The organism is Anaplasma marginale str. Florida (genome assembly GCF_000020305.1).
Taxonomy (GTDB): domain Bacteria; phylum Pseudomonadota; class Alphaproteobacteria; order Rickettsiales; family Anaplasmataceae; genus Anaplasma; species Anaplasma marginale.
Genome location: NC_012026.1, coordinates 500,012 through 516,287, shown reverse-complemented (window position 1 = coordinate 516,287; position 16,276 = coordinate 500,012). Strand labels below are relative to the sequence as shown.

At 47.6% G+C, this 16,276-nt stretch carries 9 protein-coding genes and 1 tRNA gene; 1 reads left to right on the top strand and 9 read right to left on the bottom strand.

What is annotated here, in order from left to right:
* Window positions 1–123 precede the first annotated feature (123 nt).
* The 4 genes from AMF_RS07140 to AMF_RS07125 form a co-directional block, all read right to left on the bottom strand.
* The gene (locus AMF_RS07140; RefSeq protein WP_010264343.1) at window positions 124–450 is read right to left on the bottom strand and encodes a DUF721 domain-containing protein; all 327 of its coding nucleotides are present in this window, start codon (window positions 448–450) and stop codon (window positions 124–126) included.
* Window positions 451–531: 81 nt separating this feature from the next.
* Window positions 532–623: transfer RNA gene (locus tag AMF_RS07135), tRNA-Ser, on the bottom strand.
* Between the two features lie 273 nt (window positions 624–896).
* Complete coding sequence (gene bioA, locus AMF_RS07130; protein ID WP_012658938.1) at window positions 897–2,180, bottom strand: adenosylmethionine--8-amino-7-oxononanoate transaminase; 1,284 nt, start codon at window positions 2,178–2,180, stop codon at window positions 897–899.
* Window positions 2,181–2,361: 181 nt separating this feature from the next.
* Window positions 2,362–3,249, bottom strand: a complete 888-nt coding sequence (locus tag AMF_RS07125) for a YihY/virulence factor BrkB family protein (RefSeq protein ID WP_011114332.1) — start codon at window positions 3,247–3,249, stop codon at window positions 2,362–2,364.
* A gap of 139 nt (window positions 3,250–3,388) precedes the next feature.
* Here AMF_RS07125 and thiL point away from each other — a divergent pair, with 139 nt between their 5' ends.
* The gene (thiL, locus tag AMF_RS07120) at window positions 3,389–4,438 is read left to right on the top strand and encodes a thiamine-phosphate kinase (protein WP_010269906.1); all 1,050 of its coding nucleotides are present in this window, start codon (window positions 3,389–3,391) and stop codon (window positions 4,436–4,438) included.
* Here thiL and AMF_RS07115 read toward each other — a convergent pair.
* From AMF_RS07115 to AMF_RS07090, 5 genes are all read right to left on the bottom strand, one after another.
* Window positions 4,426–6,588 carry a hypothetical protein gene (locus AMF_RS07115; RefSeq protein WP_010269903.1) on the bottom strand — a complete coding sequence of 721 codons (2,163 nt, stop codon included), beginning with the start codon at window positions 6,586–6,588 and terminating at the stop codon, window positions 4,426–4,428. The two genes, thiL and AMF_RS07115, sit on opposite strands and share 13 nt — an antisense overlap.
* Window positions 6,589–6,769: 181 nt before the next feature.
* A complete protein-coding gene (locus tag AMF_RS07110) occupies window positions 6,770–8,602 on the bottom strand; it encodes a hypothetical protein (protein WP_010267520.1) in 1,833 nt (610 codons plus the stop codon).
* Window positions 8,603–9,401: 799 nt separating this feature from the next.
* Entirely contained in the window at window positions 9,402–11,123 is a 1,722-nt protein-coding gene (locus tag AMF_RS07105) for a hypothetical protein (protein WP_241759993.1), read from the bottom strand.
* Between the two features lie 629 nt (window positions 11,124–11,752).
* Window positions 11,753–13,630 carry a hypothetical protein gene (locus AMF_RS07095; RefSeq protein ID WP_010267515.1) on the bottom strand — a complete coding sequence of 626 codons (1,878 nt, stop codon included), beginning with the start codon at window positions 13,628–13,630 and terminating at the stop codon, window positions 11,753–11,755.
* Window positions 13,631–14,206: 576 nt separating this feature from the next.
* Window positions 14,207–16,105 carry a hypothetical protein gene (locus AMF_RS07090; RefSeq protein WP_010267513.1) on the bottom strand — a complete coding sequence of 633 codons (1,899 nt, stop codon included), beginning with the start codon at window positions 16,103–16,105 and terminating at the stop codon, window positions 14,207–14,209.
* Window positions 16,106–16,276 lie beyond the last annotated feature (171 nt).

Below are 16,276 nucleotides of genomic sequence, written 5' to 3'. Positions count from 1 at the left end.
GCACCGCATGGCAACCACACCCGACAAAAAACGCGCAGTTGCGCGGCATCTAGGTGCTATCACCAATAAACATCGCCGGCCGCTCAGCCACCACTCACAAGCAATCACCAACTAAATGGTCTACTATTGCCGAATTTTGATTGATGATATAGCCTTAAACCCAAAATACACGGAAATTTTCTCAATAATGCCGGGTATTGCGTATTGAATGAACATCGCGTGCCCCCCGTGAGTAACACTCAAGTACAATATCCCAGAGTTATCCTTAGAAAAAACCACCTTGTCGGGCCGTGCAAGTTCCGCAATTCGCGCCCCAACTATATCTCTCCAGTTGAGCATGATTCGGATTTCCGTTCTGCTCAGCCGCCACGCTTCGCACTTTTGTAGAACAAAACTCTCGACCGCAGATCTTATATTTCTGCACCCACGCCTTTTCGTAAGAAGGTACATATCCCCCAACCGGCAATCTACAAGCAGACATCCACCCGCCCCTGCCGCTTAGCGCAGGAAGCCAAAACTAAGCAACACCTCTGGCGGAGAGAGAGGGATTCGAACCCTCGATACAATGTTACTTGTATAACGGTTTAGCAAACCGCCGCCTTCAGCCTCTCGGCCACCTCTCCAACCGGGAATCGGAGGATTATTCTCCATTTCCCACAAAATATCAACAGTAATTATCCGTAAGCATTGGCATGGACACGGCGCTTATAAAACGGCAATCCGAGCTAACGGAGACACGGTACGGGGCGCATGTACAACCGTGCGTGTGTAACTCCCCCGCGTGTGCGGGCCCACGCGCACCAGTGTACCTTGATGCACCAAGGCATGGAATTTACGTCTTATTTCACACCGTCTCTTAATGGCACAGCCCACCCGCGGTTGCAACACGTTGCATATTAGACCACCAGCTCTAGACGCTCTCTACAAGAGTGCACCAAAGTACACACCGCGGTGAGTAGATGCTCTAACTCTGCGTCAGAAATTATCAATGGGGGCATTAGGTACACTGTATTTCCAATTGGCCTTATCCAGATTTCACAATCTATGAGCTTGCGTAAGAAGTTTTCCTGCAGATGATCAAAATTGCCCGCAGCTATCTCCATGGCGGCAACAGCCCCCTTTACCCTAATATTGTGAACGTACTTCAAGCCCTTAAGTGGCTCCAACCCGCGGCTCATGCGCTCTTCAATAACCTGCACCCTACGCATTAGTGACCCGTCCTCAAATAGGTCAAGCGAAGCGTTCGCGGCAGCGCACGCCAAGGGATTTGCTGCAAAAGTGTTGCCATGCATCAGCCTTTCACCACACAACTTAAATGGCCCGCAAATTTCTGAAGACACTAACGTTGCCGACAACGGGCACATGCCGCCAGTCATGGCCTTGCCCAGCACCATAATATCAGGAGAAATTTGTGCCTGCTCACACGCAAACATGGTGCCAATTCTACCAAAGCCAGTTGCAACTTCATCAACAATAAAGAGAATATTGGCTTCCCTTGCGAGTTTAAGCAGCGACGCTAGCACTTCAGGGGGATAAAGACGCATCCCCCCAGCAGCTTGGAGAATCGGCTCCACTATGATCGCGGCAGCTTCATGGGCAATTTGCTCTATCTTACGCCTCAGCAACTCGAAATCTCGCTCGTCTACCGGCAAATCAAACAGGTGTTGCGCTGGGTAATAGCCAGAAAACCACGGGCCATGTATAGCCATAGGGTCCGAAACCGACATGCACCCCATGCTGTCGCCGTGGTATGCATTTTTGAACGCAACAAAGCCGGTTTTTTGTGGCCTACCAACAATGTGCCAATACTGCACTGCAATTTTCATCGCAACTTCCACAGCCATAGACCCAGAGTCAGAAAAGAAAACCTTCTGTAGCCCAGGTGGCGCCAGCCCCACAAGCCTTGAAGCCAACTCGCACGCCCCTTCGTGTACCAGGCCAGAACAAAGCATCACATGGGAAAGCTTCTCTACCTGTTCGCGCATTTTTGCAACTATGTGGGGGTGGGAATACCCATGGCAGACGCTCCACCAGCTGGATATGCCGTCCAGAAGCTTTCTACCATTTTCTAATTCAAGGTAGCACCCACTGCCGGACACGACCTTCACAGCATCGATCGGTGATAGCACGCCGCTATATGGCAACCACAGATTTTCAAAATTGTACATGCAACCCACCACGCAGCCGAAAGCCCCCTACTCCAGACTCTGCAACCAGACACCGTCGTAGATCCGGTATTCTAACGATCTACGTAACATCTGAAAAGGCATTTTAGCAAATTATGCGCGCAGAGATCCCGAGCTCCGCTCCACAACCTCAACGGTATGCCGCCCGCATGGTGGCCACCTTCCCTACAGTGCATCAAAATTGCTTAGACAGCCGGTAACTCAACTCCGCCCCGTATATAAAAAATATGCTAAGAATGTAGAAAAAGAGCATGGACGCAATAATGCCGGAAAGGTTGCCGTACATTGTGTGTAGCACCCGAAAGTTTGATAAGTACCAAGAGAAGGTAAACGAAGATGCGGTCCATAATATTGTCACCACAACTGCCCCCGGCAGTATAACCCCTATACGCTGCCTCGTATTCGGAACCATAAAATACAAAAGCGCGACGGAAAGGCACAGTATCACTTCACTCAATGTGTATTTTATATAGCCCAGGTAGCCCCATTTTTGATCAAGCACATCGAGAACTATTGGCACAAAGACTATGAATAACACACTGAACATCATCACCAAAACTATTACCAAAAACTGCAAGATACTCAGCATTCTACCAAGAATATATGGTGGCGGAGCTGAAACCCTAAATGCCTTGTTCAACACTGTACGCATGCCTTCTATGGCTGAGGAGGCAGTCCAAACAATACCCACTACAGCCACAGTCAACAAACTCTGCGGAGGCCCAGATAATATCTCGTTTATTCTAGGCAAAAGCGCAGCAATGGTCTCATGCGGCAGTTCGCTAAGCAGCGAAGTGACTAGCCCCTGCAGGAAATCTTCGTGCTTGTCCAGCACATTTAGTGCTGTGGAGGTCATAGCGGTAAAAAATACCAAAAAGGGAAAGGTAGCGAGAAGGAAAATGAACGCCAAATACCCAGAATACACGAGCCCATCATGTCTGCGGAAATCTGCAATTGCAAGACCCGCACATCTCAAAAATGCACCTGCCCTTTCAAAAATTGCTGCACAGAGTTCATACACACACAAAGACACCACAGCCGACCGAAACAGAGTCTCGTACATTATTCAGTGTATTTTCCAAGAAAACAACCTTGTTTCTTGACTAAGAAGCGAAAGCTATAACAATTTTAATTAAGTATAGTGCAACAGCAAGAAGCAGTATGTTTGCGTCATCAGGTAAAGCACTGATAATATATGGAAAATGGACGTAGAGGTGGAAAAACCCAAAGTTTCAAACAATATGCAACGCTCGCCCGCTGGCCCGCAAACCCGCCCGATTACTACTGAAACGCCAAGCATGGATGAATTTGCGTGTATAGAGAAATACATACGCCCCCTGATGCGCAGCGGATTTAGCACTGAGAATGACGATGCAGGAAAAATTTCCTCCCCCAACGGGTCTTTTATCGTTACACAAGATATTCTAGTGGAGGGAACTCACTTCCTCCACCATAGTGCTCCGACTCTATTAGCAAAAAAGGCGTTGAGGGTGAATCTCTCCGATCTTGCAGCGATGGGGGCCCAGCCCTACGGGTACATGCTTGGTATGTCATTACCACAGGGAGTAACCGAGGAATGGTGGGAGCAATTCAGCAATGGCCTGAGGGAAGATAATAAAAACTATAATGTTAACTTAATCGGCGGCGATACGACGTCTAACAACACGGGTACCATTACTATAAGCATTACAGCCATGGGGGTTCCCGGTATGCAAAGTATGACGAGGTCGCAGGCAAAAGTTGGAGATTTTCTGTATGTAAGCGGCAACATAGGAGATGCTACTTTGGGATTAATGGCGTACCAAGGCTTGATCGATGGAGAGTGCCACGCTTTAAAGCACAAGTATGATTTGCCAGAGCCCAGAATTGCATTGGGTAGTAGAATATGTAGCATTGCCTCAGCATGCATAGACATTTCAGACGGGCTAGTTCAAGATATAGGGCACATATGTAGGTTATCAAACGTGGGTGCGAGCATACACTTAAACCAGATTCCAATGTCCGATGCGGCACAAGACGTACTAAGGCGCAATCCAGAACTTATAGAGCGCATTTGCAGCGGAGGGGATGACTATGAACTTGCTTTCACCGCTGTAGCAGAAAACCACGCACAAATAATGCGCATAGCGGCAGATCTTAAAGTAAAGGTTACTAAAGTGGGCGCAATAGTTGCGCAGCCGGGCATTAGAGTGTATGACAGCAAGGGTGGCATTGTACACTTAACCAGCCACGGATACCGTCATAGATTCTGAAGTGGCGGCCTGTACGGAGTTTCAACACTGGTTTCTGTTGTCACATCAATGGAAGAGGTCTCCTCAACCGCGGGAAATCGCACGCCGACTAGCTCTCTGTCCAGAGATGGGTAGCGTACGTACACAACATCCGATATTAATGATGTAAAAAAGCCGCATTGTTTCTGCCCGGCATTTTCTAGTATTCTCAACATCGCTCTAGAACTTATTTCCGGTCCAATGATCTCGCGCAAAGCATTGAGGGAGCATTTTTGGCCATCAGGAAGCAAATCTGCAATTTCACAGGCAACTGCAAAAGCTACTATTGCTCTCAAGCCTTCTGGATTCAGCCTTGCAAGCGGGGTTTGCAGTGTTTTCATGGGTCTCGTCATGTTACTATCTTCGGTACCAGTGTATAATGCTTGGGCGGCGCTCGGGACATAAGCATTAAATTCTGCTGTCTTACTTATGATCTCAATTGCCGTTAAAAAGCGTGTATCCACTTCTGAATCCGGAGTAATCCCCCTACCCCGCTCCGTAGACTTGGCTAATACCTCTACTACACCATTCGTATTTATTACCTCAAACCCAGGAATGACAGCTAACCATCTGACAATTGATGCATCAAGATCTTGCATGTGCGTCAGCCCATATGAGTTAATGAGCAAAACTGCGCTGACGCTTTCAAACAATGCTGGCATCCACCTGCACAAGTACGGTAGGGACTCTTCTATGCATCCATGGCTGAGTATTGCATCAAGCGTTATCTGCGCCTTTCTCCTCTTGATGCTGTAAATTGCATTGTGTACCGCATTTATAGTTCTTGCTACCATTACCGTCCTAAAGTCTTTGTCAGCAAGAAACTTCGAGATTATCAATCGTGTACGGTGAGTATCATCTAAATTTTTGAAGAATTGCTCGTATGTGCACGTTATCGCATAAAGCGCAGATACGAATTCGCGAGAGGTATCTGCCCCATTTCCGCCTAAGGCGGCTACATCACACTCTGCAGTGGAGTTTAGGCAGGAACCTATAAATGCCTTTTCTAGCCTTGTAATAGACCCGAAACTTACAAGCCGCTCAAATGCCCTCCTATGGGTAATAATATCGCACACAAACCGCCTAATCCCGGCATGGCTGCCGACCATCTGCAATAAGCCCCGTCCAGCGCACCTCAAAGCATCTTCTCTGCCCCAGTGCGCCACTTCACCTCCCACCGCACTGTCTCCGGAGCTTCCAGGCAAGCAACGCAGCAATAGGCGTGAGTAAAACTCCACGTAGTGTCTCAGGGATTCTGAACTTCCTACACAATCGGTGTAAATGCCAGATTCAAACATAATCGACAGTAAACTTTCCGTTGTAACTCTTACCTTCAATAAATGCATCGGCTCGGCCCCGGCTGCTCCATTACGTTTAAAATACATTGCATGTCTTGCAATACTCATATCTTGGGGAAATATCGGACGCAAAATAATTTGGACGCACCCCGGCACCATGGGGTTTACACGTCCGATAGCCCACGAGCGAACCTTAAAAACTTCACGCCCTATAACACATAAGATTTCTCCCCGCCCACCTGAGTGAAACACAACGCGGGATGCACTCACTCCAGGTCCAACAGAAGCCGAAAGATGGTCTTCGGCCCTTCCCAAGTAGCTTGCGGTCAAAATTACGTGACCAGCAGGCTGAATATCAGAAACCGCCTGTACTCCGTGCAGATTATTTTGCACTTCAGATAAGCGGTCAGTTCGGCTTCCGATCTCACGTCCCGCGGTTGCAGTAGATGCAGGCACACTGATGAGAGGGTCCGTCGGGAGCTGCGCGTTAAGCACCATTGCAACGTTGGCCCTCCGCCGCAAAAATAAGTATGCCAATCTAAGTAGTACTACCCCCCACATGATGCTACATGCAGCCATGAGGGCCGCACTCCAGACCGATAGATGGCCCTTTTTTACTAGATCATAAGTTACCAGCACCACACAAACTAGCTGTACAGCAACCAATATTATAACCAGCGCATGGCGCACTACAGCAACTCTTGGGAGCACTGCGTTATTGTCAGCATGACAGCTTCCAGAGGCACGTCCCACCCTGTAGGTTCCAAAACGGGAACTACTAGACCCGCGAACATCCACGTCCCCTGTCGCAGGCACTGATGTATTATCAACCATAGCGCGCGACGTATGTCATAATTCATTCACGTACAACCAAAACATAAGGTTCTGTCATAAGGAGAATGATGTCCAGAGCTTGATCTCCTTGAAGTACACTCATCACCATGCAGCTTGCTCCCAGTAATGCACTGATCCACAACTCGCTACATGCACTAAAACCTTGACTTAGCTCATATAACTAGCAGGCTTCGCGCACCGGCTCCGTAGCCCTTGATTCTCCTGCTGCAACGACTAAAGGGTTTTGTAGCAAAGTTCCTGATGTTAATCTGGCACGCTCACAAAGTACATCTCCTGGATATATGCGTGTTTCAGCATCGAAAAATATCTCGCACTCTTGCCTGTTGGCAAGTTTTAACACGGCACCGCTGGCAATTTTACAGTCGTACCGCGCTTCTTCTAGTATATATTCTGCTATCATACCACCTGCCATCATGTCGGTAGAGGCAGCACCCAACAACAGTGTGATGTCCGCGCCTAACCTTTGTATATTGCAGATTGTCAGCGTAGCAATGATGTCAGAACTATGACTGTTGCTTAACACGTTACGCGCTAGATCACGTATTGAAGTACGGTCAATATCGGTAGTACCATCCCGTACGCTGGTAAGCAGTAAAGATAGAGCTCTATTGACAGATGATTCAAAGCGCTCCATTGCTCCTGCACCATTCATATCCTCTAACGCACGTTCCCTGCTAACGCTGGGCAGTACACTCAACTCCCTGTTTGCTCGGCGAGCATTGTACAATACTACATTGCTCAAGGATTCCTGCTCGTACACACCATCAACCTCAATCTTTGCCATTGCATATGCAGCTTCACATAAACCGGGAATCTGCTTACACAAATAGGGCATCCTTGCCATAATGTCATCCTTACTGGTTATACCCGAATTTAGGCTGTGCCCTACACTAGCAAGAGCTGATGCTGTTAAAGCGCTTTGAAATTTATCTGAACGTATAAACTCCGACACTAGCCAAAGCTTGCCCCGTTTCGTGACAGGATCAAACATTGCCCCCTCACTTTGCGACAAACCCAGCAGCAATGATACACACCCATCCCATGCCAAACGTTCGTCTTGACCGCACCGGAATTGTGGAGTGCGCACAGCATCCTGGGCAAAACCCACCATGCGGGCCAGAAACTCCGTGTCCGGATCGGATAAAACACCGCCTTTGTGTGCAGTAACATATGCTAATTGTTCAGCATTTTTATATATATCCCACAACAGCGCAGGGATGATCGCCCCGTTTTTAGATATACTAGACACGATCAATGCAACATAGCGCCTCAAAAATAGAGACTTGGAATCATATGGCACGACACTTTTGGAGAGAAGCGCTACACGAGTTGGGTTCATATCCTTAGTATCGCGTGACTCCACGGCAGGAACAAACATCTTCAGTCTGCGCATGCCTTTACTTGGTGAGTCACCCCTAGAAATTATTTCACTAGCACGTGATCCAGCTACAATAAAACCTGTCTTCATAACAATCACGCGGCTTTCTTCCCGGCGTAAAACCGAACGCACCCTATGCAGAAACAAATCAGGATACGTAAACCCCAGGTACCGCACAGGGTAAAGGGTATCGTTATAGCCATAAAAAAGCCTCTCAGGGCTAGAGGACTCGAAGCATACCAGTTCATCTCCCGGAAAAAAATACTCGTCTGCACTTTCAGCATGGGTAGCATGTTGGAGTACGCCTCGCAGGTCGATACCCTGATACTCACTGCACGTACTGTTGGCTATATCACGTAATTTGATGCCATTTGGGCTATCCTCATCAATTCCAAACACTATTAACTGGCGATAAGGTATGAAACAACTCTCTTTAATCTTGGCAGCAGCACTCCGGATTGCTGGCATGAGCAGCGAGTACATGAAATAGCAGGCTATGACGCAGGCGGCCACAATTGGTAATGAAACCAGTATTATTGCGACCACGGCACAGCACAGCGCAAGTAGAGACGCAAAGACAAGTGTGTACGCAACGGTTTTGGCTATGTTTTTCATGCATATACCCCAATTCTTTCATTATTATACGGGCCAATCTGGCCTATCATCTCGTTAGCAGTGCCGTCTGTACGCACCTTTTTAATAAGCTCATTGCAGCAACTTTCATCCCGGCCATATGGGCTGAATCATTGGCCTATGACGAAGCAAATACTTGCACTATTCCAACTAAACGCTGGTGGTGCGCATCATGTATGGAAAACACTGTACTGACACTAAGTACAATATTCATTCACTACAAGTTAGTTGTATTATAGCACAATGGCATCTAAATTTTAGGAATTTTCCAATATTTTTTACTTTATAACCTAACTGGTATGCGCATCAGCAGCCACAAGTACATTTACAATTTCCCATCCAGGGCCGATTTCATGCAATGTGCGCATACAGCAACCTCAGCAAATGCGAGCGGTGTGCTATGACTGTATCCGCTGCACAGGCAATACCTCATCGGAGTACCTGTACATCTCGAACAACTGCCATACAGTGTACAAAAACCGGGGGTTCCACTATTCCGAACTTTATACATGCCAAAATGTGTATAATATCGAATGCTCCGTGCCACTGCACGTCTTTATGGTACAGACCTTGACTTTGCAGCCTGCAACTTCTGACCGAAAATGTCCCACTCAATTTATATATAGCTTTGGCGGCGGGTCGGTCATCTCACGTTTTGACCAACGCTCCCACTCAGCAACAGCAAAAACTCCCACGCGCGCGGAAGCCGCGGTTACACACAACCCTAAACTCCGGAAAGTGTCGGCACGCTCATCATCTGACCGCACACCAGGTTACATCCCTAAATACTGGTACACAATGTGCCCACTGCCCCGGTCGAGGTTGTAGCCGCCATAATGGGTTCTGGTCCAACTGCAGCAGCAACTTCCGGATTATCAAGCGATGTATCTGACGCGGGTGTGGGGCATTCAAGTATGGGAAGTTTACACACATTTATCCCGACATCGGAGGATATCTCGCACTCCTGCCTGTCAGCGAGCTCTAATCCCGCACCACGGCGTCTAAATGCGTAGTTACGCAACGCCGAGTCAGTTTGTAAATAGTCTGTAATCAGCTCGTCTGATGTTGCGTGCGCACACAGGTCGTGCACCGACTGTCCAACAGAATCCCACAGAGACGATACCCTGTGAGCTACCACACACGCGATTATGTCGGAACAGCGCTCGCTCCGCAATATGCGCTGCCCAATGGTATACATGTTGCGAACATTGCCGCCATGCGAGAGCTCAGACGCCCGCACGGCTTTTTCTTTGAGTGCGTTAAAATCCCTAATGACTCCCCCGTCCACACCCCCAGATTCAGGCCCTGCATCTACATCTGGCATTACTCTATCCATGAAACGCATTGTGCCTCTAATGTTGTGAAGCACCAGATTGTTTAAACAACCTTCCTCATACGTGCCGCATACCGCGGCTTTTACCAGCACATAAACAATTTCAAATAAGCCAGGAATTTGCTTGCACAGGTATGGAACACCTTCCAGAATATCCTCTCTAGAAACCATGCCGTTACTTATACTATCTTTCACACTAGCCATAGATGCCGAGATTACGGCATTTTGAAATTGCTGTGAGCATATAAATTCTGATATCACCCACAGTTTCCCTTTCTCCGTGATAGGCTTAAATATTGCATCGTCACTTTGCGATAGACCCAATAGAAGCAATACATCAGCCTCATGCTTGGCACGTGCGGCCGCGCCATATTTTATAACCTCATTCCTGGTAGATTGGATGAATCTGACACCATCACGCAGAAACCTCGCATCCTGCAGGGACAAAGCACCCCTCGCATATGTAAGAATGTGCATAAATTGTTGCATATTTGTGCGCATGTCCCACATCACCGCAACTGGAAACTCTCCGTCAGACCCACCTACACGAGCCCTAGTCAGTGCGATGTAGCGCCTTAAGAATATAGATTCGCAATTATTTGACACCACGTAAGGGGATAAGAGCGCTAAACGGGTTGGGGTCATGCCTGCAGTTTTGTTCAGCAATACCGAGGGAGCAATAAGCTTCATCCTAGTAATGCCATTTTGCAGCATAGCATATTCAAAAGTTACATCATTAGTACGCGGCCCAGTTACTGCAAAATTTGTTTTCAAAACAATCACGTTCTTGCCTACCCTGCCACAAGGTAAAAGCATTCTACGAAAGAGAGAGGAAGATGGCAGCGCATTTGGGTGATATTGCACAGAGTAAAGGGTGTCTCCATAGCCGAAAAAATACCGACCAGAACTGGATATCAGGCATGTTGGGGTGCTATCTTGAAAGACGCGCACCTTTGTCTCCCGATCATAAACCGTATACTGAAGTACATCTCGCAGATCGACACCTTTGTACTCACTGCGTTGACCATCAGCTATATCACTCAATTTGATGCCTTCGGGAAGATCCTGATCAATTTCAAACACAACTTCCTTGGGGTAAGGAAGGCCGGCTAGTACCTTAACTGTAGTTATGCCCTGCTGAGCCACCGGTGCAACAAATGACTTAAACAAATGGCAAGCCAGTTTGCACATGAAATAAATAGGCATAACAATCGCAGACACAGCGCCTACGATGCAGCATAGCACGAGTAAAAACATGGAAGCTAGTATTAGCAGAACGGCAATGGCTGTGTTTTTCATTCGGGTTACTCCAATTTTGTTTATACGTCTCAAGCCTATCAACTTGTTGTTGCAAGCATGCATCAGTCAAAAGTTACGACGGGCGTTCCCTGTGCCCTGTATAACATGAGCTTTTTACCAAGTGCGCGTGCTCACACTAGCTCGCAATGTAACAAACAACACACCTCCTGAGAGTAGCTGTGTTACGGCACCAAAATACCTGAATTTCGGAACTTTCTAAAGCTTTTACTTTTATAACCTAATATTCATAGATATATCAATATATGTAATATATTTACAATTTTGGACCCGGAGGTCGCTTTAAACTTGCAACATCCGGAGCGAGCCATGTCCAGTCCGTTGTGGTGATCGTCTACATGTATATAAAAGCGCTCGCAGGAACCGCTATCAGACAAACACAACTCACGCTTAACAAAGCTACTTGGCGAGTTTACAATTTCCATGCTTACGAAGCTGCCTATGACCGCAGCTTCGAACACCTCTCACTCTAACACTAGACGTTACACACCTGCTGCCCCAGTTGCTGCCGGCCTGGTGGCTCTGGATTCTGCGCTGACTGCGGTAACTTCAGAGCTATCAAGCGATGTACCCGCTTCTGGTACAGGGGGATATACAAGCCCTGGAAATTTGTATACCACTGTGTCAACGTCAGAAGCTATCGCCAACTCCTGCCGATCGGCAAGTTTCAATCCGACCCAGCGTTCAGGTACGTGGCCCCGTGATACAGGATCGTCCCGTATGTAATTTGTGATAAACTCGTCCGATGTTGCAGGCGTACACAGGCTGTCCACTGGTTTTCTGCGACTATCGCACAAGTATGATATCCTACGGGCTATCAAACATGCAATCGCGTCGGAACAGCGCCTATCCTGTAATACTCGCCGTCCAGTACCACACATACTATTCATGTCGTCAGCATCTGGGGGGCGGCATGCCCGTGAAATTTGCTCCACAAACGTCTCAAACTCCCCTTTCGCTCTGTCATTCATGCCCGCAAACGCGCTATCCTCATCTATATCGGGTAGTTGAACACCGTGTCTATTGAGTGCACGCGCGATATTGTAAAGTGGTAACCCGCCTAGATTACCTTCCTCACACACGCCGTTATTATACTTCGCAGCTCTCACTATGGTATAGATAGCCTCGCAGAAACCGGGAATTTGCTTGCATAGATATGGCATGCATCTCAAAACATCTTCCCTAGAAACTCTGCCCTTATCAACGCTACTTGCCATACTGGCCATAGCAGCTGAGATCATGGCATCTTGAAATGACGGTGAGTGTATAAACTCTGACATTAGCCACACTTTACCTGCTTCTGTCAGAGGCTTGAACATCGCCTCTTCTCCCTGCGACAAACCCAATAGGAGCAACATGTGTCTTGAGTGCTGCTCAAGCGCGGCCACACTGCATTCAGAAGACCGATCATCTGCGGCAGAGCGAAGCACATTCATACTGAAACGCATAAACGCCATATCTTCCGGAGACAAGGCGCCCCTCTCATATGCAGAAATATGTGTAAATTGTCGCATATTTGCACGCATATCTTTCTCGAATGCATTAGAAACCCTTCCATCTTCGTCCACACCAGCCCTAGCCAGTGCGATGTAGCGCCTCAGGAACACAGAATTGGAGTTACTTGGCACCACATAGGGAGACAAAAGTGCCAGGCGGATTGGCGTCATACCCTTGGTCTTGCTCATCACTACTGAGGGGGTGATGAGCCTCACCCTTGAAAAATTTTGTCCGCTACCACCCACGTATTGAAGACGCACACCATTGGTGCGCGGCCCGGTTACGATAAAATTTGTTTTTAAAACAAACTCATGAACAAAACGCCTATCATCTACAGAATTATTACGTCGCCCCCCAATGCAATAAGGAAACATGTCTGCCTTCTTGGGTGGAAACAAGTGTGCCGGCCGCGCTGTCGGGAGCCGTACCGGGTAAATAGTGTCTAGATGCCCTAAAAAGTGCTGACCGGAATTGGAAACGAAGCACACAGGGTTTTTCGCTGGAAAGACATACTTCCCCTTCCCCTGGTCAATGAATGCGTATTCTCGTAGTGCATCTCGCAGATCAACGCCCTTGTATTCGCTGCATCTACCACTGGCTATATCATCTAGTTTGATGCCGTTGGGGCTATCTTGTTCAACCCTGAACACAACCTCCTTGTTATGAGGAAGACCGACACTATCCCTTGCCCAAGCAATGGCACTTTTGGTCAGCGCTACACAGCCCGCAAAACTACCCAAAACCAGCGCACACAGAAAGTAAACGGGTACCGTAACTGCGTATACGGTGCCTACAACGAGACACAAGGCAAGTAAACATGCCGTGGTTAATACCGACAAAATAACTTTAGCTATCTTTTTCATGCGTGTTACTCCAATTTCATTTATCGTCCGTCGAGCCGATTGGCTACTTCAAGTGTGCATCGGTAAAAAGTTGCGCATCGCTGTCGCACCCTGTAATCACGTAAGCTTTGCTACCAAGCGGCGCGCTCACACTTAATTTGTATAGTGTGCTATGCGTGAAAAAACCTCACGCCAGCATCTAGCCCTATACTGACAAGTTGCGTCATGTCATGAAAATACCTGAACTTAGGAACTTTCTAAAAACTTTTACTTTTATAACCCAATGTTTGCAGATACATCAACTTATGTAAATATATTTATAATTTCAGGTCCAGAAACTGCCTTAGGTGGCCACCTGTTGAACTGCGGGTAATCCGCTTTGTTGGTGTCTTTCAGCTTCAGAATCACACTCAGCAGCATCTATAATAGCGCCGCTATCAGGCAAACACAGTCCATGTAAGCTACTTGATAGATTTTATACATTCCCACATGCACACAAAAGCCGCACATACCGCGGCTGCACTTTCTGGAGGATTATTAGCCCTTCAGCAGTTTGATCACGCACCCAACCTGCGCATTCCTAACCACTGCGGAGTATTATGCACTCGCTGCCCCGGGCACTGGCCCAGGAGCTCTGGATTCTGCTCCCACTGCGGTAACTCTAGTATTATCAAGCAATGTACCTGACGCGGGAGGGTACGCAATCTCCCGAAATACGCGCGTCTCCACGCGAGCGTCGGGATGCATCTCTAGCTCCTGCCTATCGGCAAATTCTAACTTTGCACCATTTTCAAATGCGTGGTCCCGTAACACCGAATCAGCTCGTATATAATCCACAATTAATGTGTCTGATATATCGTGCGTATGCAGATGGAATACCCCTCCCGCGTGCATACCATTTGACCGCACATTATGCGCCACCAGATACGCGATTATTGCAGAGCAGTTCTCGTCCCGCAATACGCGGCGTCCAGTTTTATACATGTCATCTACATTATTGTTGTCACCATGCAAAACATGGGACGCGCGCAAAGCACTATCTTTGAGTGCGTCAAAACGCTCTATTTCTCTGTCGCTCATACCTTCAAATGCATGCTCCTCGTCTACGCCGGGTAGGTCAAGCGCACAATCTTTGTCTCGGCCACGCAATACATTCGAAACGCTATAAAGCGCCAAAGCATCCAACTCACCTTCCTCGCACACGCCGTTATTATACTTCGCAGCCCTAATTATGGTGTAGACAGCCTCACACAAACCAGGAATTTGCTTACACAAGTATGGCATGGCTTTCAAAATAGCAGCTTTAGAAGTTAGACCCCTATCAATGCTATTTGTCACGCTAGCCATAGCAGCTGAGACCACGGCATCTTGAAATTGCCGTGAGTGCATAAACTCTGATACTAACCAAAGCCTGCTTTGTTTAGTGATAGGCTTGAATATCGCCTCTCCGCTGTGCGACAAACCCAATAGGAGCAACATATCCCTTGAGTGTCGCGCAACTCTAGCCGCATCATACTCAAAGGGCCTGGTTTCAATATCTTTAAAAATGAGCTCTAAGCTGCCATTCAAGAATCTCGCATTCATCCGAGATAGAGTAACTTTATTGTATACAAGAACGCGCGAAAACTGGCGCCCATTTGTGCGTATATCCCACTCTAGCTCCCAAGGTATATCGCCACCATTATATTGCATACGGGCTCTGGCCAGCGCTACATAGCGCCTAAAGAATACAGACTCCGAATCATCTGGCAATATGTAGGGGGATAGAAGTGCCAGGCGCATCGGAGTCATGTCCTTGGTCTTGCTCATCACTACTGAGGGGGTGATGAGTTTTACCCTTGAAAAATTTTGTCCGCTACCATCCACGTATTGAAGACGCACATCGTTGGTTCGCGGCCCAGTAACCACAAAATTTGTTTTTAAGACAATCTCTCGAACAGCATCTCTCTCATCTACAAGGCCATAATCCGGATCTTGCATCCACATATAGCTCAAGGGCGATGTTTTCCTACGGGGCGGGAACAGGGACGCCGGTTTGTTCATTAGGGGTTGCACCGGATAAACAGTGTCTCCACAGCCTAAAAAGTGTTGATTAGAACCGGACACAAGAATCACAGGTTCGGCACTTTGAGGAAAAATGTACTTACCTTCTGCCTCGTGATAGTGTGCGTACCGTACTAGTAGATCTTGCAGATTAACGCCGTTGTACTCATTACATCGACCACTGGCTATATCATCTAATTTGATGCCGTTGGGGCTATCCGGCTCAATCCTAAACGCAATCTCCTTGTTGTGAGCAAAGCCAACACTGTCCCTTAACCAATTTATGGAACTTTTGGTCAGTGCTAAGCACAACTCAAAGCAATAGAAGACTAGTGCACACATAAAGCAAATAGGTACCAGAATAGCCGCCGCCACAGTATTTGCAACAAAGCTCAGGGTGATTAAAAACGCCGCGGTTAATATTGACACAGTGGCTTTAACTATGTTGTTCATGCATATTACTCCGATTTTGTTTAAAAGGCGGCCTATTGGCTTATTACCCAGCTGGAAGTAGCGCGGACAACGCTCCCAGTTTATCCAAGCAAATTTCTATCCTAAATACGCGCTCCGTTGGCTTGCAAAGGAGTGATACTGCATTATTTGGCATAACCTGAGTGGTTGTGA